This is a genomic window from Streptomyces sp. NPDC092296, assembly GCF_044755465.1.
Lineage (GTDB): Bacteria > Actinomycetota > Actinomycetes > Streptomycetales > Streptomycetaceae > Peterkaempfera.
On sequence record NZ_JBIVRB010000002.1, the window covers coordinates 244,354 to 269,153 of the forward strand.

Consider the following 24,800-nt stretch of genomic DNA (forward strand, 5'->3'; position numbering starts at 1 on the left):
CGGGTCATCGGCCTGCACATCCACTACGAACCCGGCAGTGCCACCAGCGCCGCCCGGGGAATTCCCCCTGCCTGGAAAAAGCAGCCGACATCCCTGAACGCTCCGGCCGACCGGGCGTAACGGCTGCCGGTACGAACCGTTCTGTGCTGCGGGCCACCGCGTACAGCAGCTGCGCCCGGCGCCGGGCCGCCCACCCTGCCGTCGGACGGCCCCGCCCCGCCCGCCCCGCCCGCCCCGACCACCACCGACCGCACCGGAGGCCCGTCATGACCCCACCGACGACCACACCGCTCACCGGACGCACCGCCCTGGTCACCGGCGGCACCCGCGGGATCGGCCACGCCATCGCCAAGCGCCTCGCCCAGGCCGGCGCCGACCTGGTCATCACCGGCCGCAGCCGGACCCATGGCCAGGCCGCCCTGGCGGACCTCGGTGACCGTGCCGTCTTCGTCTGCGCGGACGCCACCCGCCGCCCGGACGCCGAGCGGGCCGTCGAGGACGCCCTCACCCACTTCGGCCGACTGGACATCCTGGTCAACAACGTCGGCGGCGCCACCGGATTCGGCACCGTCGCGGAACTCAGCGACACCGACTGGCACGACACCCTGGCCGCCAACCTCGACCCGATGTTCTACACCACCCGCCGCGCCCTGCCCGAGCTGGTCCGGGCCGACGGCGGGCGGATCATCAACGTCTCCTCCATCGAGGGCAAGCACGCCGATCCCGGCCTGGCCGCCTACGCCGCCGCCAAACACGCCGTCATCGGCTTCACCAAGAGCCTGGCCCGTGAGGTCGGCCCGCTCGGCATCACGGCCAACTGCCTCTGTCCGGGCATGGTGGTCACCGACTGGATCGAGCAGCAGGGCCCGCACGCCGCCGCCGCAGTCGGCATCTCGTACGAGCAGCTCATCGGCGCCTTCACCCAGCGGACCGCGCTCGGCCGCCTCACCACCTGCGAAGAGGTCGCGGACGTCGCCCTCTTCCTCGCCACCCCCGGTGCGGCGGGCGTCACCGGCGTGGCCTGGTCCGTCGACGGCGGCAGCGCCGACCACTGACCGGCCGCTCCGGCCGGGCGTCGGCGAGCCTGCCCGCCCGGCTGCGGGCGGGCAGGGGACGATCGGCGGGCGGGCCGGGCGCCCGCCGGCTGCGGCGCGGGCCGCCGCAGCCGTGGGAAGGCGAGCGAGGGAGTGCGGAGCATGGCGGAGGACGCGTCGCGGGGGACGGCCGTGGTGACCGGGGCCTCATCGGGGATCGGCGCCGAGTACGCCCGGCGGCTCGCGGCGGACGGCAGCGCGGTGGTGCTGGTCGCCCGGCGGGCCGACCGGCTGGCCCGACTGGCCGGGGAGCTGCGGGAGCGGACCGGCTCGGCGGTGGAGGAGCTGGTGGCCGACCTCTCCCGGCCCGACGACCTGCACCGGGTGGCCGAGCGGGTCGCCGCCGCCGATGTCACCCTGCTGGTCAACAACGCGGGCATCAGCGGCTATGGACCGTTCGCGGAGACGGACGCCGGGCTGCTGGCGAAGGTGCTGGCGGTGAACGTCATGGCGCCCACGCTGCTGACCCGCGCCGCGCTGCCCGGGATGCTGGCCCGGGGCCGGGGCGCGGTGGTCAATGTGGCGTCCCTGCTGGCCTTCGCCGGTTCGCTGCCCCCCGACCCGCTGCCGCAGCGGGCCGTGTACGGCGGCTCCAAGGGGTACCTGGTGACCTTCACCCGGACGCTGGCCGCCGAGCTGGCCGGCACTCCGCTGCGCGTCCAGGCGCTGTGCCCGGGGCTGACCGCCACCGAATTCCACCTGTCCACCGGTGCGGAGCCCGTCGCGGGCGACCCGGGGCAGGTCCACGCCGACGGCGGCATGCCCGCGGCGGACGTGGTCACCGCCTCCCTGGCGGCACTGCGGACCGGCGAGACGGTCTGCGTACCGGGCCTGGCGGACGCCGCGGCCGTCGACCTGCTGGCCGCCGCCGAACTGGGCATCCGAGGCGCTGCGGGCGGCCCACTGGCCGCCCGCTACCGGCCGGGCCGCTGAGCGCGGGGCTCCCGGCGCGGCCGCCCGGGGTCACCGGGGGCCGGTACCGGCCTGCGGCTGCGGCGCGGCCGGGGCGAGGACCGAGCGGACCGCCTCCGGGGAGCGGCCGACCACGGCGCGGCCGTCGTCGGCGGTGATGATCGGCCGCTGGATCAGCGCCGGGTGCGCGGCCAGCGCGGCGATCCACCGCGACCGGTCCGCCGCCCCGCGCGGCCAGGACGCCAGGCCCAGCTCCGCCGCGACGGGCTCGCCGGTACGGGTGATCTCCCACGGCTCCAGGCCCAGCCGCTCCAGTACGGCCGTGATCTCCGGCGCGCCGGGCGGGTCCTCCAGATAGCGGCGGACGGTGTACTCGGCACCGGCGCCGTCGAGCAGTTCCACGGCCGAGCGGCACTTCGAGCAGGCGGGATTGAGCCAGATCTCCATGGCCCAAGCCTAGGGTCGGACCGGCCCACCGCCGGAAACCCGGTCTCCCGCGAGCGGGCCGCCGTCATCCCGAGGGCCGTGTCGATGACGACCCCGCCCAGGTGGCCCGCGCCTTCCGCGCCCACCTCACCCCTGGCACCCCGGCTGCGGTAGCTCAGCTCTTGTCGACCCGGTCCAGCACCGCTTCGGCCAGCCCCCGGAACTCCCGGAAGCAGGTCTGCACGTACTTCTGGGTGCTGCCGAGCGCTCCGTCAGCCGGTTTGAGGTCGAACATGGGCTTGCGGGCGTCGTGGGACAGCGGCATCAGGCTGCGGTAGTTCCGCAGGGTGGCGATCCGGTGGGCGCCGTCCTCCGCAGCCGGGGGTCGGCCGCCGAGCACCGCCGCCGCATACACCCCCGGGATGCGCTCCAACCACCGCTCGTACGCCTTGACCGGTCGGTCGAGGCGCATCTCCGGCTGCATGATCACATAGCCGATCGGCCGCATGTCCGCCCGGGGGGCCGGGAAGCCGGCCGGGATGCGCGGCAGCACCAGCTGCTGCCAGTCCCGGCGCCACTCCCGCAGGGTGGGGCCGAGGTTGCTCAGCCCCTTGAGGGAGAAGAGGTCGGCGGCCAGCGGCATCAGCACCGTGTCAGCCGCGATCAGCGCGGCCCGGTTGATGGCCCCGAGGTTGGGGCCGACGTCGATCAGTACGATGTCGGCTTCCACCGCGTCGGCCGCCGCGTCCACGATCCGGTGGAAGGCGGTGGTGGTCCGGATGGCCGCGATATCCCCGGCGAAGGTCTTGAACCACTCACTGGACAGCTTGTCCTCGAACCGGCTCAGATCCAGGCTGCCGGGCAGCAGCCACAGACCGGGCTGCAGCGCCGCCGGTTCGACCCGGGCGATGTCGCCGGTGCCCTCCAGGATCGGCCGTACCGCGTCGGCGATCGTCTGCCCGGCCCTGACCCGGCCGCCACCGGCGGGCCGTCTCGGCGCCGCGCCCTGCGCGATCAGCTCCGAGGGGTTCTCCCACAGCTCCTCGATCTCGTACTCGTCCAGACACATCGCGGTCAGGTTCGCCTGCGGGTCCAGGTCGACGGCGAGCACCCGCAGCCCGAGCCGCCGGAGCATATGGGCCAGGTGGTAGGTCAGCGTCGTCTTGCCGACGCCGCCCTTGTTGTTGAAGAGCGCGACCGACGTCATGCCGCCCTCCGCAGGACGACCGCCCACGAGGACGCGTCCACCTGGAACTCGGCGGGCGGGTTCCCGTTGCGCCGCAGTGCCGCCTGGATGCGCCCGATGCCGCGCCCGAACCGGTTGACGTAGCCGAGCCCCTTCATGGCGGCGGCGAGCGAGGGGTTGCGGTAGTCGGTGACCCGGTCGAAGTTGTCGTCCCGGACCTGGCCGTAGGGGCCACCGGGGTTGGTCACCTCGATCCGGTCGTCGAACCAGGCGATGCGGGTGGGGGCGTAGGAGGTCTCGTAGTTGCGGTGCATCAGAGCGTTCATGCAGACCTCGCGCAGTGCCTCCAGGGGGTAGTCCGGATGCTGGGTCTCGCGGAACCCCTCCTCGACGAGCCGGGTGTGCAGATGCCCCCGCAGCACGGCCTCCAGTCGGGCCGCCGTGCCCACCAGGTTCTGCCGCAGCTCCTGGTCGTCGGCGACCGGTGCGTCGAGGTCGCCGCCCTGGTACCGGATGAACTGCACATAGGCTCCGGGGACGCGGCTACCCGGGTCCAGCCCGACGGCCAGCAGGCCCAGAGCGGTGGGCACCCCGCCGGGGCTGCTCAGATGCAGGGACGAGAGCTGCTGACCCGGCGGACGGCCGTTCTCCTCGATCACCTCGGGGTCGACCATGGACGGCAGGTAGGCCGTGCGGAAGAGGTCCAGGTCCAGATCGTCCAGCGTCGAGCCGAGCACCGGACGGCTGTCGAACGGCCCGTCACCGGCCCGGCGCCGCTCGGCCAGCACCCGCTCGTCGTCCCGGGTGGCCCGGCGGGTGGTCGGGCCGGGGCGTACCCAGACCACGCCCTCGAACCGGACCGGCGGGGTGGCGCAGGCCGCGACGTGGATGTGCACCACCGGCTCACCCCGGTAGACGGCCGCCCGCACCGTGAAGGACGGACGGTCCAGAATCCGGCCGTCGTCCCGCAGGTCGGTCAGGGCGAGCAGCGCCCGGTCGCCGGTGTCCACGCCGCCCACCGGGTACCCCCGGTCGTCCACGCCGATCAGGATGTCCCCGCCACCCAGGCCGGCCAGGTCGTTCGCCATCGCGCAGACGGCGTTGCCGACGGCGTCGCCCCGCCGGCCCTCCCGCTTGGCCGTGCTCTTGAACTCCAGGGCCGGGGTCTCCTGGGTGCCGAGGAGCTCGGCCAGATCGTGGTTGCTCACGTCGGCCATTCTCGCGTACCGGGCGGCTCCGAGCCGTACGGCGGCCACCCCGCTGCGGTAGGGGCGGACCGTCAGCGGGGTTCCAGGGCGGCTCGGGGGCGGCCGGAGCGGACGTGCCAGCGGCCGTCGGTGCGTTCGAGGCGGACCGGGTGGTCGAAGCAGGCGCTGATGCCGTCGCTGGTCAGTACGGAGTCGACCGGGCCCGAGGCCAGGCAGCGGCCGGCGCGCAGCAGCAGGGCGTGGGTGGTGCTGGCCGGCAGCTCCTCCAGGTGGTGGGTCACCAGGACGGTGGCCAGCTGCGGGTGTTCCAGGCGCAGCAGGTCGAGGCTGTCGAGCAGCTGTTCGCGGGCGGGCAGGTCCAGGCCGGTGGCGGGCTCGTCCAGCAGCAGCAGGCGCGGCTGGGGCATCAACGCCCTGGCGATCAGCGCCCGGCCGCGCTCGCCCTGGGAGAGCGTCGGCCAGCGGGCCTCGCTCCGGGTGCCCATGCCCAGCATGCCGATCAGCCGGTCGGCCTGCGCCCGCTGCTCGGCGGTGGGCGCCCAGCGGGGTACCGGCTCGATGCTGTTGGTCAGCCCGGTCAGGACCACGTCGCGGACCCGCAGCGGTGAGCGCAGCGGGTGGCGCGGGTTCACATGGCCGACCTGGGTGCGCAGTTCGCGCAGGTCGACCCGGCCGAGCCGCTGCCCCAGGATCTCCACGGTGCCGTGCGTGGGGTGGTTGAGCGCGCCCAGCAGGCTGAGCAGGGTGCTCTTGCCGGCGCCGTTGGCGCCGAGCAGCGCCCAGTGCTCGCCCTGCCGGACGGTCAGCGAGATCGCGTCCAGCAGCGGGTTGCCGTCGCGGACGAGTCCGGCGTCGGCCACCCGCAGTACGGGCGCGTCCGGGGGGAGCGGGTTGCTGGTCACTGGTCGGCCACCTCCGAGCGGATGTGTTGCATGGTCGTGTCGAGGTTCCGTACGGCGGCGGCGACCGCCGCGTCCACGTCCCGGTCGGCCAGCGCGGCCAGCAGGTCGGCGTGGGCGCACGACAGGTCGGGCAGCCGGGTCTCGTACGTGATCATCTGGGTCAGCGCCTCGTGCAGCACCGGCTGGACCGAGGTGAACAGCGCCAGCAGTACGGCGTTGCCGGACAGCTCCACCACCGCGCGGTGGAACTCCAGGTCGGCCGCCACGAAGGCGGCCGGCTCACCGCCGACCCGCTGCTGGCGGCCCCGCAGCAGGGCGGCCAGCCTCGCGACGTCCTCGGCCCGCACCCGCTGCGCGGCCAGCCGGGCGGCCTCGACCTCCAGCGCCCGGCGGACCTCGTAGACCTCCAGCAGCCGGGCGCGGCGCAGCAGCCGCCGCAGGCCCGCGTCGTCGTCGGCCGGGCGTGCGGCCGGTGCGTCGGCGGCGTAGGTGCCCGAGCCGTGGCGTACGTCCAGCAGCCCGTCGTGCGCCAGCAGCCGGACGGCCTCGCGCACCGAGGAGCGGCCCACGCCCAGCTCGGCCGCGAGCTGTACCTCGTTGGGCAGCCGCTCGCCGCCGCGCCAGCGCCCGGCGCGGAGCATCTCGCGCAGCGCGTGCTCGACCTGCGGCACCACCGGTCCGTGCCGCAGCCCGGTTGATCCGGCCATCCGGCGCCCTCCGCTCTCCGGCTCCCTCGACGGCACGGACCGTAGCATGACTCCTCAGACGTCTGAGGACTTGTCCCACCATCCGGAACGCAACCCGGGGCCGCCCACCCACTGAGGGCGAGCGGCCCCGGGCCCGGCCGGTGAGGATCGGCCGGTCAGACCCGGCCGTTCAGAACGGCCGGTCAGGCCGCGGCGGGAACCATCCCGTGCGGGTCGAGCACGAACTTGCGGGCCGCCCCGGCGTCGAACTCCCGGTAGCCGCGCGGCGCCTCGTCCAGCGGCAGCACCGTGGCGTCGACCGCGTCCGCGATCCGCACCCGGTCGTGCAGGATCGCCTGCATCAGCTGGCGGTGGTACCGCATCACCGGGCACTGCCCGGTGGCGAACGACAGCGACTTCGCCCAGCCCAGGCCGATCCGGATCGACAGCGAGCCCTCCTGGGCCGCCTTGTCGGACGCCCCCGGGTCGCCGGTCACATACAGCCCCGGGATGCCGATCGCACCACCGGCGGCGGTGACGTCCATGGCGGTGTTCAGCACCGTCGCCGGCCGCTCCGCCCCGGCCTCGGCGCCATGGCCGTGCGCCTCGAAGCCGACCGCGTCGACCGCGCAGTCCACCTCGGGCACGCCGAGGATCTGCTCGATCTGCTCCTTGGGCCCCGCCTTGGTCAGGTCGGCCGTCTCGCAGCCGAAGCTGCGGGCCTGCGCCAGCCGCTCCCCGTTGAGGTCCCCGACGATCACCACGGCGGCGCCGAGCAGCCGCGCCCCGGCGGCTGCGGCCAGTCCCACCGGGCCCGCGCCGGCGATGTAGACGGTGGAGCCGACCCCGACGCCCGCCGTGACGCAGCCGTGGAAGCCGGTCGGGAAGATGTCCGACAGCATGGTCAGGTCGCGGATCTTGGCCAGCGCCTGCTCGCGGTCGGGGAAGACCAGTACGTTCCAGTCGGCGTACGGCACCAGCACGTATTCGGCCTGGCCGCCGACCCAGCCGCCCATGTCGACATAGCCGTAGGCGGAACCGGCCAGCCCCGGGTTGACGTTCAGGCAGATGCCGGTCTTGCCCGCCTTGCAGTTGCGGCAGCGGCCGCAGGCGATGTTGAACGGCACCGAGACCAGGTCGCCCACCTTGACGAACTCCACGTCCCGGCCGGTCTCCACCACCTCGCCGGTGATCTCGTGGCCCAGGACCAGGCCGACCGGCGCGGTGGTCCGGCCGCGCACCATGTGCTGGTCGCTGCCGCAGATGTTGGTGGCCACGCATTTGACGATCACGCCGTGGTGGCACTGGCGCCCCACGTTGGCCGGGTTGACGCCCGGCCCGTCCTTGATCACGAAGTCGGGGTAGTCGATGCTCTCCACGTCGACCTGGCCCGCTCCCTTGTACACGACGGCCTTGTTGCCCGGCATCGTCGACCTCCACTGCTCGTCGATGACTCGGTGCCCCCGTCTTCCAGGGTGCTCCTTCCCCCTCGGATGCGCCGCCGGACCCCTGCGGATGCGCCGCCGGACCCCCTCGGATGCGCCGCCGGACCCCGGCCGATCCGCCGCCGCGCCGGTCTCCGCCACGGAGTCGGCGGAGTCGGCGGAGGGCTATCGGCGTGTCACGGTACGTACTTTTTCCGGACTGGAGGTGTCATATCCGACAAGGCGGGAATGCCACCCGGGTCCGCAGAGGTGACCGAGTCATCCGCACCCGCCAGACAGGGAGGCACTGTGCCCCGCTTGACCAAGCGCACGGCTGCGACCGTGGCGACCTCGATCCTCGTGGCCGCCACCGCCGTCTTCGCGACCCACACCGCCGCCGGGGCCTCGGCAGCGTCCTCCGACCCCGCGCCCGCAGCCGTGTCCGCTGCCGCCGGACCCGCCGCCCCCGGCGCTGGCGCGGCACCCGGTTCCCCTGCCATCCCCGGTTCCGGCGTGACCTCCGGTTCCGGCGTGACCTCCGGTTCCGCCGGGGCTCCCGGTTCCGCCGACGCGCCCGTGACCTCCGTCGCGCCCGTGGCGGAGACCGGAGCGGCGGCGCCCGCCGTCCCGTCCGGGTTCGTCGACCTGCCGACCCGGCCGCTGGCGGGCGACGGCGCGGCCCACGAGTTCACGGTGCACTACCGCAACACCGGGTCCACGCCCCGTACGGTCGCCCCGCAGATCCTGGTCGAGTCCCCGGAGGCCGGGCCCTACCTCGCGCCGGGCGATGTCACGCTGGAGCGGTTCGACCAGGCGGCCCAGCACTGGACCGCCGTGCCGCTCGGCTCCCAGACCGGCACCCTGTACACCGCCATCCCCAGCTCGGGCAGCCGGCTGGCGGGCGGCGCCGACCTGGACGTCCGCTACCGGCTGACGGTCGACCGGGCGGGTTCGGCCGCCGCCGAGCACGCCGTGCTCCAGCCCCGGATCGTGCTCTTCGCCGCCGGAGCCTGAACCGCCGGAACCTGAACCGCCGGAGCCGGGCTGTCGCAGCCTGACCGCCGCAGCCCGATCGGGCGCCAGGGCCCCCGCCGCCGGAACCCACCCGGGTCCGACGGCGGGGGCCTCGGCTTGCCCCGGCCGGCCGACCGACTTTCGATCGGCGCAGCGATGCCGCAAGGGTTGACATGTACGCCGGTCCGGGCGACCATCGGCCTTGCGATCTGGGAGCGCTCCCACGTCTGATGATGTCGCCCGCCGGAGCGCCGCCGCCCCCTCGCCGTCGACGGAGCGGGACCGGTCGCCGTCCACTGCACCCACCCACCGGTACGGGCCGCCCCGCTCCGGGCCCACCGCCCCGGAGCGCTTCCGCACGTTCGCGCGCGGTCCGGCGAACCCCGTCCCTGCCCCACCCACCCCGCAGGGGTCGCGGACCCGCCCACCCCGCAGGGGTCCAGGCCGCACGACCCCGCCGGGGGCGAGGAAGGAGAACCACCACCATGCCCCTGCTCCACCGCAAGCGGCTGGCGATCGGGACTGCGCTCGCAGCCCTGGCCGCCGCCGTCACCGCCCTGGTCGCGCCGCAGGGCGCCTCGGCCCACGGGGCGCTCACCGCTCCGGCGAGCCGCACCTACGCCTGTTACGTCGACGGCACCAACGGCGGCAACGGCGGCCAGATCATCCCGAAGAACCCGGCCTGTGCCGCCGCCGTGGCGGCGGGCGGCACCCAGCCGCTGTACGACTGGTACGGCGTGCTGCGCTCCGACGGCGCCGGGCGCACCCGGGGCTTCATCCCGGACGGCCAGCTGTGCAGCGGCGGCTTCGACAAGTACGCGGCGTACGACGCGGCCCGCAACGACTGGCCGGCCACCAATGTGCAGTCCGGCGCGAAGATCGACATGTCGTACGGCGCCTGGGTCCCGCACCCCGGCGGCTTCAAGCTGTACATCACCAAGCAGAGCTATGACCCGACCAAGCCGCTCACCTGGAACGACCTCGAGGACCAGCCCTTCCTCACCGCCGATCCCGAGCCCGCCGTGGTCGACGGCGCCTACCACCTGAGCGGCACCCTGCCCGCCAGGACCGGCCGCCAGCTCATCTACGCGGTCTGGTACCGCTCGGACAGCACCGAGACCTTCTACGGCTGCTCCGACGTGGTCTTCAGCGGCGGTGGCGGTGGCACCACCACCCCGCCGACCAACCCGCCCACCACTCCGCCGACGACGCCTCCCACCACCCCGCCCACGACGCCGCCAACCACGCCGCCGACCACGCCTCCGCCGGGGGCGACCCACTGCACCACCACGGTGTCGGTCGACAGCAGCTGGCAGGGCGGCTTCCAGGCCACCGTCACGGTCAAGAACACCGGCACATCGGTGATGAACGACTGGTACGGCAGCTGGACGATGCCTGCGGGCACCACCTTCAACCAGGGGTGGAGCGGCAACTTCATGACCAGCGGCACCACGGCCATGGTCCACGCCCCGGACTGGGCCAAGTCGCTCGCCCCGGGTGCCACGGCCACCGCGGGCTTCCTGGCCAACAGCACCGGCACCGGCGCGCCGGGTGCCTTCACCAACCTCGCGTGCGGCTGACCTGACCGGAGCCGGACCTGAGTGGGTGCCCGGGGCATATGCCCCGGGCACCCTTTTTCTTTACCACTGACCGGTCGTGATGTGCTGCTCGACTAGCGGTAGTGGTGGTGGTGTCCGTGGTGGTGGCCACCGTGTCCATGGCCGCCGTGTCCGTGGCCGCTCACCGCGAACCCGTCGTTGAAGTGGTTGTCACCGAAGCGGCCGTGTCCGTCGCCGTAGCCGTTGCCATAGCGGCCGTGCCCGTCGCCGAACCCATAGCCGTTGCCGTACCGGCCGTGTCCGTCACCGAACCCGTAGCCGAAGCGGCCGTGTCCGTCCCCGAAGCGGCCGTGCCCGTCACCGAAGCGGTCGCCGGGCCCCCAGTGCTGCGCGGAGGTGCTGGTCGTCGGGTGCGCGGGCTCGGCCGAGGCCGCACCGGCGGTGGCCAGGGCGGCACCGCCCATCAGCATGATGCCGCTGGCGCCCACGGCTGCGGCTCGCACGAAGCGGTTGGTGGACATGAATCCACACCTTCTAACGCTGACTCGGAATCGTCGGCCCTGCCCGGGATTCCGGACTCCGGCCAGGCCGGAGGGGCCGAACCTTCAGTGGGTGGCAGCGCCGGGTTCTTCGCCCCGATCGCGCTTCACGCGCGCGCTTGAGAACCTCCCACGAGTTGCGAGCCTACACCTCCATGAATCGGGTCAAAAGGGAAATCTCACCCCCTTTTCACTTGACTCTGGAGGCGCCTTCCGTACGGCCCCACGCGCCACCCGACCCCCGCTCAACCGGCGGCCAACTCCGCCACCAACGGCTCCAGTTGCGCCAGCTCCAGCAGGAACGCGTCATGCCCGTAGGGCGACTCGACCACCCGCAGCCGGTCGGCGCCCGGGATGCCCGCCGCCAGCCGCCGCTGCTCGTCCAGCGGGTACAGCCGGTCGGAGTCCACCCCGGCCACCACCGTCGGCATGGTGATCCGGCGCAGCGCCGCCGCCGTACCGCCCCGGCCGCGCCCCACGTCATGGCTGTTCATCGCCTCGGTGAGCACCACATAGCTGCCCGCGTCGAACCGCCGGGCGAGCTTGGCCGCATGGTGGTCCAGGTAGGAGCCGACCGCGTACCGGCCGCCGCGCGCCGGGTCCTCGCCGCGCTGCGCTGCCCGCCCGAACCGGGCCGCCAGCTCGTCCGGCGTGCGGTACGTGAGGTGGGCGATCCGCCGGGCGACGCCCAGCCCGGCGTGCGGCCCGCCGCCCGGCCCGGCGTCGTGGTAGTCGCCGCCGCGCCACTGCGGGTCGGCGCGGATCGCGGCCAGCTGGGCGTGCGCCCAGCCGAGCTGCTCCGCCCCGGAGGCGGCCGGGCAGGAGGTGAGCAGCAGCGCCCCGACCCGCTCCGGGTGGCCCACCGCCCACTCCAGCGCCCGCATGCCGCCCATCGAGCCGCCCAGCACCAGCGCCCAGCGGTCGATGCCCAGCAGATCCGCGAGCGCCACCTCCGCCGCCACCTGGTCACGCACCGTCAGGTACGGGAACGCGCCGCCCCACCGCCTGCCGTCCGGCCGCCGCGAGGCCGGCCCGGTGCTGCCCTGGCAGCCGCCCAGCACATTGGGCGCCACCACGAACCAGCGGTCGGTGTCCACCGCGCGGCCCGGCCCGACCAGCCCGTCCCACCAGCCGGCGGTGGGGTGGCCGGGCCCGGCGGCGCCGCTGACATGGCTGTCCGCCGTCAGGGCGTGCAGCACCAGCACCGTGTTGGAGCCGTCGGGCGCGCGCCGCCCCCAGGTCTCGTACGCGATCCGGACGCCCGGCAGCTCCCCGCCCGCCTCCAGCGGCAGCGGCCGGGGGAGGACCGCCCACTGCCGACGCCCGACCGGGTCGCCGTCCTGCCAGGCGCCGGTGGCGGGCGGCGGGCCGCCGCCCGCCACCGGGCGCGGCTGGGGGACCGGTCGGGCGTACACGGTCAGGCCGTCCCCTTGATCGCGCGGAATCCGGCCTCCAGGTCGGCCTTGAGGTCGGTCAGGTTCTCGATGCCCACCGAGAGCCGCACCAGGCCGGGGGAGGCGCCGGTGGCCGCCAGCTCGGCCTCGTCCAGCTGGCTGTGGGTGGTGGAGGCCGGGTGGATGATCAGACTGCGTACGTCACCGATGTTGGCCAGGTGGCTGAACAGCTCCACCGCGTCCACGAACCGCTTGCCCGCCTCCACGCCGCCGCGCAGCTCGAAGGCGAGCACCGCGCCGGCGCCGCGCGGCAGATAGCGCTGCGCGGCCGGGTACCAGCGGTTGGACGGCAGCCCCGGGTAGTGCACCGCGCTGACCTCGTCGCGGCCCTCCAGCCACTCCGCGATGGCCTGCGCGTTGGCGGAGTGCCGCTCCAGCCGCAGCGACAGCGTCTCCAGCCCCTGGATGATCAGGAAGGAGTTGAACGGCGCGATGGCCGGCCCCAGGTCGCGCAGCAGCTGCACCCGCAGCTTCACCGCGAAGGCCGCCGCGCCCAGGTCCGGCCAGTAGCGCAGCCCGTGGTACGAGGGGTCGGGCTCGTTGAAGTCCGGGAACCGCTCGGCGTGCGCGCCGTAGTCGAAGGTGCCGCCGTCCACCACCACGCCCGCGATGGCGGTGCCGTGGCCGCCCAGGAACTTGGTCGCGGAGTGCACCACGACGTCCGCGCCGTGCTCGATCGGCCGCAGCAGGTAGGGGGTGGGCACGGTGTTGTCGACGATCAGCGGCACGCCCGCCGCGTGCGCGGTGTCGGCCACCGCCCGGATGTCCAGCACATTGCCGCGCGGGTTGCCCAGCGTCTCCGCGAACAGCGCCTTGGTGTTCGGCCGGATCGCGGCGCGCCAGGCGTCCAGGTCGTCCGGGTCGTCCACGAAGCTCACCTCGATGCCGAACCGGGGGAGCGTGTGCCGCAGCAGGTTGTAGGTGCCGCCGTACAGCGAGCTGCTGGAGACGATGTGGTCGCCCGCGCCGGCCAGGGTGAGGATCGCCAGCGTCTCGGCGGCCTGCCCCGAGGAGGTCGCCACCGCCGCCACCCCGCCCTCCAGGGCCGCGATGCGCTGCTCCAGCACATCCTGGGTGGGGTTGTGGATACGGGTGTAGATATTGCCCTCCTCGGCGAGGGCGAAGAGGTCGGCGGCGTGCTTGGTGTCGCGGAAGACGAACGAGGTGGTCTGGTAGATCGGCACCGCGCGGGCACCGGTCGCCGGGTCGGGGACGGCGCCGGCGTGCACCTGCTTGGTCTCGAAGGACCAGGCGGCGGCGGTCTCGGCGGTGGTGGCCTCGGCGGCGGCGACGGCCAGGTCGAGTTCGGCGGCTGCGGGGTCGACGGAAGCGCTCATGGACGGCTCCAGCGGTGCGTGGGGACGCGGCGGTCCCCCGGGACGGGTGGGGCGGGTGCCCGGCGGTCCGGCCGGGCGGTGCTCGCGGACGGGCCGCAGCGGTGCCCGGGTGGGCCGGGTGGGCGAGGTGGGGCGGCGGGCAGCGGCGGCGGCGTACCGGTGACAGGCGTCGGGTGGGCCGGGTCGGCCGCTGCGCGGCGGGCGGGGGCTGGGCCGGGGATCGGGCAGGCGGCATCCGACCGGATGCGGCGCGCGGGATCAGCCCTGGCGGCGACAGCCGGTGCTGGTGACGCGCACGTAGTCCACGTGGCGGCGAATCACAAGCACGGTCATGGCGAAGACCCTAGCGCCGAGCCGGGGGCGGCGCCAGCACCCTTGCGGAGTCGGTGGGTTGTCGGCTAGTGCTGTGACCGGGATGGTTCACCGTGATCGGAAGGCGGCTCGCGGGACGGGCGCACGCGAAACGGCTGGTATTACTGGAACATGCAGGAAGAGACCGCACGCTCCGCGATCGACACGTTCATCTCCGCGTTCAACGCCTCGGACGACAGCTATGTGACTGCCCTCCTCGCCCAGGCCCTGACCTCAGACGTGGTCTTCTGGGGGCCGTTGGGCCGCAGCGAAGGAATCGCGGCGGTCGAGCGGTTCGTGCTGGACATCCGGCGCCACCCGGCGGGGACCGGCACGATGGTGCGCTGCTCAGAGGTGGACATGCCTGACGAGTGGGCCCGGTACCAGTGGGTTTTCACCACGCCGGATGGAGGCCCCCGCCTGGCGGGAACGGACGTCGTCCATCTGCGGCGGAGCCTCATCGACCAGGTCATCGTCTTTGCGGGGGAGATCGAGCCATCCGCCTCCTGAGTCATCCTTCTGTCGCTGTCCTTCTCCTGAACTTGCCCCCTTCGGCGCTCGGGGGGCTGCGGTTCGCAGTTGGTCAGGCTGCGGTGTCGAGGGGGACGTCCGCCCCAGCGGATGCCCTTTTCGCTGCGGATGCGGGCGCGTTCCTTGCGTTGGGCGGCGAGTACGTCGGGGTGGCGGGCGTCGGTGTTGCGCCAGCGCAGGTAGCGGTGCAGTGCCTGGGTTTGCACGGATCGACCAGCGGGTGAAGGGTGGCCGGGCTTGCTGGGGCGAGTGGTGGCCGTCCGGATGACGAAGTCCTCGTCGTCACGACTGAGTAGGCGGGGACGGCCTCCCGCCCACTGAGGGTCCAGGCAGGCCAGGTCGATCCCGTTGAAGCGGTGGATCGCATCGCGCACGGTGTCCTCGTCGGCCTGGACCAGCTGGGCGATCACCGGGACCCGGTTCCCGCCGGCCGAGGCCAGCAGCATCATCGCGCGCCGGAACCGCACCGAACCGGTGCTGCCCCGACGCACGATCTGCTGCTGTTTTTGCCCCTCCTGGTCGGTCAACCTGCGCACACGGACAGGCTCAGCCACCGCGCCTCCAGCGATCGGATCGGACGTCACCGCACATCGAACCGTCGCGACCACCAACCCGGCGAACCTTCACGGTCAGAGCACCGGGCCGGGCCGGGCGTCAGGGCCGGGGGACGTTGCGCAGATTGGAGCGGGCCAGCTGGACCATCCGGCCGACCCCGCCCTCCAGCACCATCCGCCCCATCGACAGCGCGAAGCCGCTCACCTGCTCGCCGGTGATCTTCGGCGGGATGGAGAGCGCGTTGGGGTCGGTCACCACGTCCACCAGCGCGGGCCCCCGGTGCTTGAGCGCCGCCCGCAGCGCGCTGCGCAGCTGCTTGGGCTTCTCCACCCGCACCCCGAAGGCGCCGCACGCCTCCGCGACCGCCGCGAAGTCGGGGTTGTGGTTGCCGGTGCCGAAGGCGGGCAGCCCGGCCACCATCATCTCCAGCTCCACCATGCCCAGCGAGGAGTTGTTGAAGAGGACCACCTTCACCGGCAGGTCGTACTGGACCAGCGTCAGGAAGTCGCCCATCAGCATGGTGAAGCCGCCGTCGCCGGACATCGAGACCACCTGCCGTCGCCGGTCCAGGAACTGGGCGCCGATCGCCTGCGGCAGCGCATTGGCCATCGAGCCATGGGTGAAGGAGCCGATCACCCGGCGCTTGCCGTTGGGGGTGAGGTAGCGGGCGGCCCAGACGTTGCACATGCCCGTGTCCACGGTGAACACCGCGTCGTCCGCCGCCTCCTCGTCCAGCACCGCCGCCACGTACTCCGGGTGGATGGGGACGTGCTTGTCCACCTTGCGGGTGTAGGCGCTGACCACGCCCTCCAGCGCCTGGGCGTGCTTCTTCAGCATCCCGTCCAGGAACCGCCGGCTGGTCTTCTCCTTCACCCGGGGGGTGAGGCAGCGCAGCGTCTCGCCCACATCGCCCCAGACCGCCAGGTCCAGCCGGGAGCGGCGGCCCAGGTGCTCGGCCCGCACGTCGACCTGGGCGATCCGGACGTCGTCGGGCAGGAAGGCGTTGTACGGGAAGTCGGTGCCGAGCAGCAGCAGCAGATCGCACTCGTGCATCGCCTCGTACGCGGCGCCGTAGCCGAGCAGGCCGGACATCCCCACGTCGTAAGGGTTGTCGTACTGGATGAATTCTTTGCCGCGCAGCGCATGGCCGACCGGCGCCTTGACCCGCTCCGCGAAGGCCATCACCTCGGCGTGCGCCCCGGCCGTGCCGCTGCCGCAGAACAGGGTGACCTTCCCGGCGGCGTCCACCAGCCGGGTCAGCGCGTCCAGCTCCGCTTCACCCGGGCGGACCAGCGGCCTGCGGGTGACCAGGGCGTGTTCACTGGCCCGCTCCGGCGCCGGCTCGGCCGCCACGTCGCCGGGCAGCGCGATCACCGCGACACCGCTGCGGCCCACCGCGTGCTGGACGGCGGTCTGGAGCACCCGGGGCATCTGCCCGGCGGAGGAGACCAGCTCGCAGTAGTGGCTGCACTCGCGGAACAACTGGTCGGGGTGGGTCTCCTGGAAGTACGCGGTGCCGATCTCGCTGCTGGGGATCTGCGAGGCCAGCGCCAGCACCGGGGCCATGCTGCGGTGGGCGTCGTACAGGCCGTTGATCAGATGGAGGTTGCCCGGCCCGCAGGAGCCGGCGCAGGCCCCCAGCCGGCCGCCGATCTGCGCCTCCGCCCCGGCGGCGAAGGCGGCCACCTCCTCGTGGCGGACCTGGACCCAGTCGATGCCCCGGTGTCGGCGGATCGCGTCCACCACCGGGTTGAGGCTGTCCCCGACGACGCCGTACAGCCGCTGCACCCCGGCCCTGACCAGAACCTCGACAAACTGCTCGGCTACGGTCTGCTTGGCCATCGGGACCTCCGGGCGGCGGACGGGACGGGGCATGGCACCCCGACCATCCCCGCACGGGCGGGGGAGCGGCGCCACCGGGGGCGCCCGGCGCGCGGCCGATCGGATGGCTGTCGATACACAGGGCGGCCGGCACACAGGGCGGGTCGATACGCAGGACGGGCGGCGGCTGCGGTGGATGCACGCAGCGGGCCCGAGGGGAGAGGTCGTACGACCGCCGGTGCCGCACCAGTGCGGGGTGCGACACCGGCGACCGTCCATGGCGGCCCGACCGACCCTCAACGGCCGACCGCCGGTCCGCACACCGCCGGGAGCCAGGCCCCCGCAGCGTCGAGAGGGCCGGACAGCGACTCGGAGCGGTGTCGGAAGTCCTGGGTGAGCGCTGATCGTCACAGTGCTCGCTCGTGGCTTCACCAGTCGAACGGTGTGCGGCCCGAGCTTTCCTGTGCAGCGCTCATGAATATATTGCTTTCAGGTTTCCGTTGCGTCAATCCCTGCGGTGTGTTCACCTCCTGAACGTGTTGTCACTGGGCGTAGGCGAATGGCGGCCCGCAGGCACTCCCCGGCGGCACCCGGCCCAGCGGCCCCTGCCGCCGGGCGAGTTGTGGCCACGCGATACGGTGGAAAATCACAGGGACGGTTGCGTGGCGACCGCCAAGCACGGGTAGTCTTCGCCCACGGCCCTGGCGCCTCGTAGGGGTGGGAAGTCTCATGGAACAGATGCATGTGCGCAGCAGGCCCCGCGTGCCGGCCATCCAATGCGGTGTCGGTACCACGGGTCGGCGCATCGACCGCCACCTGGCGGTGCTTGGTGCGCCCGCTGTGCCGGCGGTGGACTCCGCCGATGCCGCGGGCCTGATAAGGGAGCTCACACCGCGCGGTGTGTGCACACCGGAAGCCCCGAGCCGCAGCGCCCGGGTCTCGTTGCTCGCACCGCTCCGGCGGCTGCGGCGCAGCCTCTTCGGAGGCCGCAGCTAGTCGTTCCCGCCGGCCGGTCAAGGCCCGGTGGACCACACGGTCCACCGGGCCTTCGCTGTGCCCGGGAGCGGCGGCCGAGGGCCCGGCCCCGTCCCGGGCGGCACGGGCCGCCCGGCCAGGAGTCGATCCACCGCAAGCTGGGCAGGGATCACGGCGCGATCCGCCCACCCGATGAGTACAAGGAGAAGCGATGGCGCACGAGCGGGCCGGGCAGCCGGCGCAGCCCGGAGACCTGGTGGACGTGGCGCGGCTGGTGACGGCCTACTACGCGCTGCACCCCGACCCGGGCGAGCCCACCCAGCGGGTGGCCTTCGGCACCTCCGGGCACCGGGGCTCCGCCCTGGCCACCGCCTTCAACGAGGACCACATCGCCGCCACCACCCAGGCCATCTGCGACCACCGCACCGCCCAGGGCACCGACGGGCCGCTGTTCCTCGGCGCCGACACCCATGCCCTCTCCGAGCCGGCCCGGGTCACCGCCCTCGAAGTGCTGGCCGCCAACGGCGTCACCGTGCTGATCGACTCCGAGGACGGCTACACCCCGACCCCGGCCGTCTCGCACGCGATCCTGACCTACAACCGGGGCCGCGGCGACGGCCTGGCCGACGGCATCGTGATCACGCCCTCGCACAACCCGCCCGCCGACGGCGGCTTCAAGTACAACCCGCCGCACGGCGGCCCCGCCGGGTCGGACGCCACCTCGTGGATCCAGGACCGGGCCAACGCCCTGATCGACAAGGGCCTGGGCGAGGTCCGCCGCATCCCGTACGCCCGCGCGCTGGCCGCCGACACCACCGGCCGGTACGACTTCCGCACCGCGTACGTGGACGACCTGCCCGCCGTCCTGGACCTGGACGCGGTCCGCGACGCCGGAGTGCGGATCGGCGCCGACCCGCTGGGCGGCGCCTCGGTCGGCTACTGGGGCCGGATCGCCGAACGGCACCGGCTGGACCTCACGGTGGTCAACCCGGCCGCCGACCCCACCTGGCGGTTCATGACGCTGGACTGGGACGGCAAGATCCGGATGGACTGCTCCTCCCCGTACGCCATGGCCTCGCTGATCGCCCAGCGCGACGCCTACACCATCGCCACCGGCAACGACGCCGACGCCGACCGGCACGGCATCGTCACCCCCGACGGCGGGCTGATGAACCCCAACCACTATCTGGCCGTCGCCATCCGGTACCTCTACACGCACCGGAACGGCTGGCCCGCCGATGTCGGCATCGGCAAGACCCTGGTCTCCTCCTCCATGATCGACCGGGTCGCCGCCGACCTGGGGCGGCAGCTGGTGGAGGTCCCGGTCGGCTTCAAGTGGTTCGTCGAGGGGCTGTACGGCGGCAGCCTCGGCTTCGGCGGCGAGGAGTCCGCAGGCGCGTCCTTCCTGCGCCGCGACGGGCGGGTGTGGACCACCGACAAGGACGGCATCCTGCTCGCCCTGCTGGCCGCCGAGATCACCGCCGTCACCGGCCGCACCCCCTCCCAGCACTACACCGACCTCACCGGCCGCTTCGGCGCCCCCGCGTACGCCCGAGTCGACGCCCCCGCCACCCGCGAGCAGAAGGCGGTGCTGGCCAGGCTCTCCCCGGACCAGGTCACCGCCGACACCCTGGCCGGCGAGCCGATCACCGCCGTGCTCACCGAGGCCCCCGGCAACGGCGCCGCGATCGGCGGCCTCAAGGTCTGCACCGACAGCGCCTGGTTCGCCGCCCGGCCGTCCGGCACCGAGGACGTGTACAAGATCTACGCCGAGAGCTTCCAGGGCGCCGACCACCTGGCCCGGGTGCAGGACGAGGCGCGGGCCCTGGTCGGCACCGCTCTGGGCGGGGCGGGCTGATGGACACCGGGGGGAGCACGGCGGCCCTGCGGCTGCGGGTCGCCCTGCTCACCCGCGAGTACCCGCCCGACGTCTACGGCGGGGCAGGCGTGCACGCCGAGTTCCTGGCCCGGGAACTGCGTCCGCTCATCGACCTCCAGGTGCACTGCTGGGCGCCGGCCGCCCCGGCGACACCGGTCTGCCACCACGACCGCAACGGCCGGGGCTCCGTGCACCGCCACCCCGTCCCGGTCGAACTGGCCGGGGCCAACCCCGTACTGCGCACCCTCGGCGTCGACCTCACCATGGCCGACGCCGTCGCCGGGCAGGACCTGGTGCACTCCCACACCTGGTACACCCACCTCGCCGGGCACCTCGCCCAACTGCTCTACGACATCCCGCATGTGATGACCGCCCACTCACTGGAACCGCTGCGCCCCTGGAAGGCCGAGCAGCTCGGCGGCGGCTACGCCGTCTCCAGCTGGGCGGAGCGCACCGCCGCCGAGTCCGCCGACGCGGTGATCGCGGTCTCGCACGGCATGCGGCGGGACGTCCTGAGCTGCTACCCGGCGGTCGACCCGGACCGGGTGCACGTCATCCACAACGGCATCGACACCGAGCTGTACCGGCCCGACCCGGGCACCGCCGTCCTGGAGCGGCACGGCATCGACCCGGCCCGCCCGATCGTGGTCTTCGTCGGCCGGATCACCCGGCAGAAGGGCGTACCGCATCTGCTGCGCGCCGCCCGCGACTTCGCCCCCGGCGTGCAACTGGTGCTCTGCGCGGGCGCGCCGGACACCGAGGAGATCGACCGGGAGTTCCGCAGCCTGGTCGCGGAGCTGCGGCAGCGCCGCGAGGGCGTCTTCTGGATTCCCGAGATGCTGCCCCGCCCGGATGTCGTCCAGCTGCTCAGCCACGCCACCGTCTTCGCCTGCCCGTCGGTCTACGAGCCGCTGGGCATCGTCAACCTGGAGGCGATGGCCTGCGGCACCGCCGTGGTCGCCTCCGCCGTCGGCGGCATCCCCGAGGTGGTGGCGGACGGCCGTACCGGCCTGCTCGTCCCGTACCGGGAGCAGGACCCGGCGGGCTTCGAGGCGGCCTTCGCCACCGCCGTCAACACCCTGGTCGGCGCCCCGGAGACCGCCGCCGGACTGGGCCGCGCCGGACGGGAGCGGGCGGTGGCCGAGTTCGACTGGCAGCCGCTGGCCCGGCGGACCGTCGCACTGTACGAGGAACTGGTCGCCCGGCGCCGCCACAACGGTGCCGGGGCCCGCCGCCGCAGCGGGCTCGGCGCCACGGACATGACCGGACGCTAGGGGAGGAGCGGGCCATCCGTGGTGGACCCTCCGGCACCGGGCGTCGTGCCGTCGCACCGAGCGCCGTCGTCACCCCGGCCAACCGGCAGCGGGTCGACCGACCGGCGGGCGGGGTAGGGATCAGCCCAGCCTTCCCGTCCGACCAGGGAGTCCGCCGCCCATGCTGCTGCACCGACTGGCCCTGACCTCCCGCGCGGTCGGCGCCGAACCCGCCCGCAACGCCAAGACCGCCCTGCTCGCCGAGGTGCTGCGCGAGCTGGACCCCGCCGAACTGCCCGCCGCCGTCGCCCTGCTCTCCGGCGAGTCCCGGCGGATGCGGATCGGCGTCGGACCGGCCGCACTGCGCGACCTGCCCGACCCCGCCGGGCGGCCGCAGCTGGAGGTGGCACCGACCGAACGGGAACTCGCCCGGATCGCCGCCGTGCACGGCAGCGGCGCCCAGGCGGAGCGGCGCCGGCTGCTGGGCGCGCTGTTCGCCCGCGCCACCGCCGAGGAGCAGGACTTCCTGCGTGCCGTCCTGGTCGGGGAGCTGCGGCAGGGCGCCCTCGACGCCGTGATGGCGGACGCGGTGGCCAGGGCCGCCGACGTGCCGGCGGCCGAGGTGCGCCGCGCGCTGATGTTCCGCGGCTCCGCGCGGGCCGTCGCGGCGGCGGCGCTCAGCGGCGGCGCCCCGGCGCTGCGCGCCTTCGGCCTGGAGGTCGGCCGACCCGTCCGACCGATGCTGGCCGCCGCCGCGCCGGACGTGTCCACCGCGCTGGAGCGGACCGGCCCCGCCGCGCTGGAATGGAAACTGGACGGCATCCGGGTCCAGGTGCACCGGGACGGCGCGGACATCGCGGTCTTCACCCGCAGCCTGGACGACATCACCGCCCGGGTCCCCGAAGTGGTCGAGGCGGCCAGGGCCCTCCCGCTGCGCAGCGCCGTACTCGACGGCGAGGCGCTGGCCCTCGGACCCGACGGCCGCCCCCGCCCGTTCCAGGTCACCGCCGCCCGTACCGCCTCCCGGCAGGACCCGGCGCGGCTGCGCGCCGAGGTGCCGCTGCACGTCTTCTTCTTCGACCTGCTGCACCGCGACGGCGAGGACCTGCTCGACCTGCCCGGCGAACGCCGCTGGGACGCCCTGGCCCAGACCCTGCCACCGGAGCTGCGGGTGCCGCGCACCGTCACCGGCGACGCCGACCGGGCGCACGCCTTCTTCCGCGACGCGCTGGCGCACGGCCACGAGGGCGTGGTGGTCAAGGACCCGGCGGCGCCGTACGCGGCGGGGCGGCGCGGCGCCGGGTGGATCAAGGTCAAGCCCCGGCACACCCTGGACCTGGTGGTGCTGGCCGCCGAGTGGGGGCACGGGCGGCGGCGCGGGTGGCTGAGCAATCTGCACCTGGCGGCCGGTGGCGGCCGGGCCGAGGGGCTGGAGCCGTGGGTGATGCTGGGCAAGACCTTCAAGGGGCTCACCGACGAGCTGCTGGCCTGGCAGACCCGGGAGCTGCTGGCCCGCGAGGTGCACCGCTCGGCGTACACCGTCCACGTCCGGCCGGAGCTGGTGGTCGAGGTGGCCTTCGACGGCCTCCAGCGCAGCCCCCGCTACCCGGCGGGGCTGGCACTGCGCTTCGCCCGGGTGCTGCGCTACCGCGACGACAAGGGCCCGGCGGAGGCCGACACCCTCGCCACCGTGCGGGAGCTGGCGGCCGAAGGGCTGTAAAGCCCGGCCGGCGCCGGGCGCCCGGCACCGCAGCGGGTACGGCTGCCGGGGCGGGGCGCAGCACGTCGTGACGAGGAGGCAGCATGGAGCAGCGGGGCAGCGGGCCCGCCGACCCGGGGCACGACCAGGGGCACGACCCGGGGCACAGCCGACCGGACGGCACACCGGACCTGGCGGTGACGGCGGCCGGGCGGTTCTCCGAGGCGCTGGAGCGGCTGGAGCGGGCCCGGGGGGCTCTGTACGACTTCCACCAGCTGGTCGGGCGGGCCGACGCCCTGCTGGACGAGGTCGCGGACGCACTGGACCGGCTCGGCCACGACGAGCTCTCCATCGAGCTGCGCGAGCGGCTGATCGGCCGCGACGTCCTGGAGGGCCGCTGGACGTACCAGATCGTGGAGGAGTTCGACGACGGGTACTACGCGATCTTCCGGGCGCTGGAGGCGAAGGGCCGTCAGGTGCTGGTCGGCGGGCGGCGGCATGTGTACGAGGCGGAGCTGAGGGAGCGGCGGCGCACCCCGGGCCGCCCCGGGGACGGGCCGCTCCCGGCGGGCTGAGGGCACCCGGACCGTCCGAACTCCGTGCGCCGCCTGCGCGGGCCGGTCCGCAGGGGCCACCATGGGTCCATGGCCGACACCTTCCTCACCCGCACCTTCGACCTCACCACCGGCTCCCAGGAGGCGGCGGTGGACATCACCGACCGCTGCGCCGCCTTCCTCGGGGAGGCGGCGGCGGGCCGCGACGGCCTGCTGAACGTCTTCGTGCCGCACGCCACCGCCGGGATCGCGGTCATCGAGACCGGCGCCGGCAGCGATGACGACCTGCTGGCCGCGCTGCGCGACCTGCTGCCCGCCGACGACCGCTGGCGCCACCACCACGGCAGCCGGGGCCATGGGCGCGACCACGTCCTCCCGGCCCTGGTCCCGCCGCACGCCACCCTGCCGGTGGTCGACGGCCGACTCGCCCTGGGCACCTGGCAGTCCGTCGTCCTGGTCGACACCAACCGCGACAACCCCCGCCGCACCGTCCGGCTCTCCTTCCTGGGCTGACGGCCCCCCGGGGGCGGCGGCAGCGGCTCGGCCCGCCGGGGAGCGGGCGGCGTGGGGTCCGCTTCCCGGCGGGCAAGGGCGGGGCAGAGGCGGCGTGGGGCTCGCTGCCGGGCCGGGGGGCGCGTCTGTGTGGGGCGGGGTGGGGAGCGGGCGGCGTGGGGCTCGCTGCCGGGCCGGGGGTCGGTGCGGGCTCGTCTTTGTGGGGGCTCGTCTGTGTGGGGCGGGCGGCGTGGGGCTCGCTGCCGGGCCGGGGTCGGTCCAAGTACGGGTGGCGGGGACGGTCAGCCGGAGCAGGCGGCGCGTTGGGCCTGCTGCCAGGTGCAGACCGGGCAGAGGGTGCCGCCGGGCTGGGTGACGGGGTGCTCGGTGGGTTCGCCGCACAGGACGCAGTCCGCCCGGGGCCCGGCCTCTTCGGGCGCGGGCGCCAGGCCGGGGTGGTCGGGCGTGTCCGAGGCCGGTGCGGTGTAGCAGTGCGCTGTCAGGTCCGCCATCGACCGGTCTCCTCGCTCTCGCCCTCCGGCCCACCCGGACGACCACTCCCAGCGTAGAGCCCCGGCCCGGCCCCTGGTGTCGGCTCGTTGGGTGGTCGGTTGTCTGGGGTGGGCTGCTGGTGGTGTGTCTGCCCATGGCGGTGGTTGGGGTTGGGGGCCCGGTCCGTGGTGTCGGCTCGTCGGGTGGTCGGTTGCTTGGGGTGGGCTGCTGGTGGTGTGTTTGCCCGTGGTGGTGGTTGGGGTTGGGGGCCCGGTCCGTGGTGTCGGCTCGTTGGGTGGTCGGTTGCTTGGGGTGGGCTGCCGGTGGTGTGTCTGCCCGTGGTGGTGGTTGGGGTGGTGGGCCTGGGTTGTTGGCGTGGGTTGGTTGGGTGGTCGGTTGTCTGGGGTGGGCTGTTGGTGGTGTGTCTGCCCGTGGTGGTGGTTGGGGTGGTGGGCCG

General features: G+C 74.1%; 22 protein-coding genes and 1 pseudogene. 11 read left to right on the top strand and 12 right to left on the bottom strand.

Translation table 11 applies throughout. The features are described from left to right. Positions 1-266: 266 nt before the first annotated feature. A complete protein-coding gene (locus tag ACIQGZ_RS08760) occupies positions 267-1,055 on the top strand; it encodes an SDR family NAD(P)-dependent oxidoreductase (RefSeq protein WP_402600248.1) in 789 nt (262 codons plus the stop codon). A 141-nt stretch (positions 1,056-1,196) separates the two neighbouring features. Continuing rightward, entirely contained in the window at positions 1,197-2,027 is an 831-nt protein-coding gene (locus ACIQGZ_RS08765; protein ID WP_402600250.1) for an SDR family NAD(P)-dependent oxidoreductase, read from the top strand. 30 nt (positions 2,028-2,057) lie between these two features. Here the strand turns inward: ACIQGZ_RS08765 and ACIQGZ_RS08770 are convergent, their stop codons facing one another. The 6 genes from ACIQGZ_RS08770 to fdhA form a co-directional block, all read right to left on the bottom strand. Then, positions 2,058-2,453, bottom strand: coding sequence for an arsenate reductase family protein (locus ACIQGZ_RS08770; protein ID WP_402600252.1), 396 nt, complete (start codon positions 2,451-2,453; stop codon positions 2,058-2,060). Positions 2,454-2,607: 154 nt separating this feature from the next. After that, the gene (locus tag ACIQGZ_RS08775) at positions 2,608-3,639 is read right to left on the bottom strand and encodes a ParA family protein (RefSeq protein ID WP_402600254.1); all 1,032 of its coding nucleotides are present in this window, start codon (positions 3,637-3,639) and stop codon (positions 2,608-2,610) included. Continuing rightward, a complete protein-coding gene (locus tag ACIQGZ_RS08780; RefSeq protein WP_402600256.1) occupies positions 3,636-4,835 on the bottom strand; it encodes an ATP-binding protein in 1,200 nt (399 codons plus the stop codon). Before ACIQGZ_RS08780 ends, ACIQGZ_RS08775 begins: the two co-directional genes overlap by 4 nt. Before the next feature lie 62 nt (positions 4,836-4,897). Next, positions 4,898-5,728 carry an ABC transporter ATP-binding protein gene (locus ACIQGZ_RS08785; RefSeq protein WP_402600258.1) on the bottom strand — a complete coding sequence of 277 codons (831 nt, stop codon included), beginning with the start codon at positions 5,726-5,728 and terminating at the stop codon, positions 4,898-4,900. Further along, positions 5,725-6,435, bottom strand: a complete 711-nt coding sequence (locus ACIQGZ_RS08790; RefSeq protein ID WP_402600260.1) for a FadR/GntR family transcriptional regulator — start codon at positions 6,433-6,435, stop codon at positions 5,725-5,727. Before ACIQGZ_RS08790 ends, ACIQGZ_RS08785 begins: the two co-directional genes overlap by 4 nt. 182 nt (positions 6,436-6,617) lie before the next feature. Further along, on the bottom strand, positions 6,618-7,841 hold the full coding sequence (fdhA, locus tag ACIQGZ_RS08795; RefSeq protein WP_402600262.1) for a formaldehyde dehydrogenase, glutathione-independent: 1,224 nt from the start codon (positions 7,839-7,841) through the stop codon (positions 6,618-6,620). Between the two features lie 315 nt (positions 7,842-8,156). Between fdhA and ACIQGZ_RS08800 the strand changes: the two genes are divergently transcribed. Then, a complete protein-coding gene (locus ACIQGZ_RS08800) occupies positions 8,157-8,852 on the top strand; it encodes a signal peptide protein (RefSeq protein ID WP_402600264.1) in 696 nt (231 codons plus the stop codon). A 485-nt stretch (positions 8,853-9,337) separates the two neighbouring features. After that, the gene (locus ACIQGZ_RS08805) at positions 9,338-10,432 is read left to right on the top strand and encodes a lytic polysaccharide monooxygenase (protein WP_402600266.1); all 1,095 of its coding nucleotides are present in this window, start codon (positions 9,338-9,340) and stop codon (positions 10,430-10,432) included. A 92-nt stretch (positions 10,433-10,524) separates the two neighbouring features. Here the strand turns inward: ACIQGZ_RS08805 and ACIQGZ_RS08810 are convergent, their stop codons facing one another. The 3 genes from ACIQGZ_RS08810 to ACIQGZ_RS08820 form a co-directional block, all read right to left on the bottom strand. Beyond that, a complete protein-coding gene (locus tag ACIQGZ_RS08810) occupies positions 10,525-10,932 on the bottom strand; it encodes a hypothetical protein (protein ID WP_402600268.1) in 408 nt (135 codons plus the stop codon). A 263-nt stretch (positions 10,933-11,195) separates the two neighbouring features. Next, on the bottom strand, positions 11,196-12,365 hold the full coding sequence (locus tag ACIQGZ_RS08815; protein ID WP_402600270.1) for a homoserine O-acetyltransferase: 1,170 nt from the start codon (positions 12,363-12,365) through the stop codon (positions 11,196-11,198). A gap of 2 nt (positions 12,366-12,367) precedes the next feature. Then, positions 12,368-13,741, bottom strand: coding sequence for a bifunctional o-acetylhomoserine/o-acetylserine sulfhydrylase (locus ACIQGZ_RS08820; protein WP_402600272.1), 1,374 nt, complete (start codon positions 13,739-13,741; stop codon positions 12,368-12,370). Between the two features lie 483 nt (positions 13,742-14,224). On the opposite strand from ACIQGZ_RS08820, the gene ACIQGZ_RS08825 reads away from it, so the two are divergent. Beyond that, the gene (locus tag ACIQGZ_RS08825) at positions 14,225-14,602 is read left to right on the top strand and encodes a nuclear transport factor 2 family protein (RefSeq protein WP_402600274.1); all 378 of its coding nucleotides are present in this window, start codon (positions 14,225-14,227) and stop codon (positions 14,600-14,602) included. Positions 14,603-14,827: 225 nt separating this feature from the next. On the opposite strand, the pseudogene ACIQGZ_RS08830 reads toward ACIQGZ_RS08825, so the two are convergent. Together ACIQGZ_RS08830 and ACIQGZ_RS08835 are read right to left on the bottom strand one after the other, a co-directional pair. Continuing rightward, positions 14,828-15,177, bottom strand: a pseudogene (locus ACIQGZ_RS08830) (transposase); the annotation flags it as partial. Positions 15,178-15,277: 100 nt separating this feature from the next. Further along, positions 15,278-17,020, bottom strand: a complete 1,743-nt coding sequence (locus ACIQGZ_RS08835; protein ID WP_402600276.1) for a pyruvate dehydrogenase — start codon at positions 17,018-17,020, stop codon at positions 15,278-15,280. Between the two features lie 708 nt (positions 17,021-17,728). On the opposite strand from ACIQGZ_RS08835, the gene ACIQGZ_RS08840 reads away from it, so the two are divergent. The 6 genes from ACIQGZ_RS08840 to ACIQGZ_RS08865 all read left to right on the top strand — a co-directional run bounded on the left by ACIQGZ_RS08840 (position 17,729) and on the right by ACIQGZ_RS08865 (position 23,872). Next, complete coding sequence (locus tag ACIQGZ_RS08840) at positions 17,729-17,995, top strand: hypothetical protein (protein ID WP_402600278.1); 267 nt, start codon at positions 17,729-17,731, stop codon at positions 17,993-17,995. 190 nt (positions 17,996-18,185) lie between these two features. Further along, complete coding sequence (gene pgm, locus ACIQGZ_RS08845; RefSeq protein WP_402600280.1) at positions 18,186-19,832, top strand: phosphoglucomutase (alpha-D-glucose-1,6-bisphosphate-dependent); 1,647 nt, start codon at positions 18,186-18,188, stop codon at positions 19,830-19,832. 32 nt (positions 19,833-19,864) lie between these two features. Further along, positions 19,865-21,127, top strand: a complete 1,263-nt coding sequence (gene glgA, locus ACIQGZ_RS08850) for a glycogen synthase (RefSeq protein WP_402600729.1) — start codon at positions 19,865-19,867, stop codon at positions 21,125-21,127. Positions 21,128-21,287: 160 nt separating this feature from the next. Continuing rightward, positions 21,288-22,826: an ATP-dependent DNA ligase gene (locus ACIQGZ_RS08855; RefSeq protein WP_402600282.1), complete on the top strand. Its 1,539-nt coding sequence runs from the start codon at positions 21,288-21,290 to the stop codon at positions 22,824-22,826. 83 nt (positions 22,827-22,909) lie between these two features. Then, on the top strand, positions 22,910-23,380 hold the full coding sequence (locus ACIQGZ_RS08860) for a hypothetical protein (protein WP_402600284.1): 471 nt from the start codon (positions 22,910-22,912) through the stop codon (positions 23,378-23,380). A gap of 69 nt (positions 23,381-23,449) precedes the next feature. Further along, positions 23,450-23,872 (top strand): secondary thiamine-phosphate synthase enzyme YjbQ, encoded by a 423-nt coding sequence (locus ACIQGZ_RS08865; protein WP_402600286.1) that lies wholly within the window; start codon positions 23,450-23,452, stop codon positions 23,870-23,872. Positions 23,873-24,153: 281 nt separating this feature from the next. Here the strand turns inward: ACIQGZ_RS08865 and ACIQGZ_RS08870 are convergent, their stop codons facing one another. After that, positions 24,154-24,363, bottom strand: coding sequence for a hypothetical protein (locus ACIQGZ_RS08870; RefSeq protein ID WP_402600288.1), 210 nt, complete (start codon positions 24,361-24,363; stop codon positions 24,154-24,156). Positions 24,364-24,800: the final 437 nt, after the last annotated feature.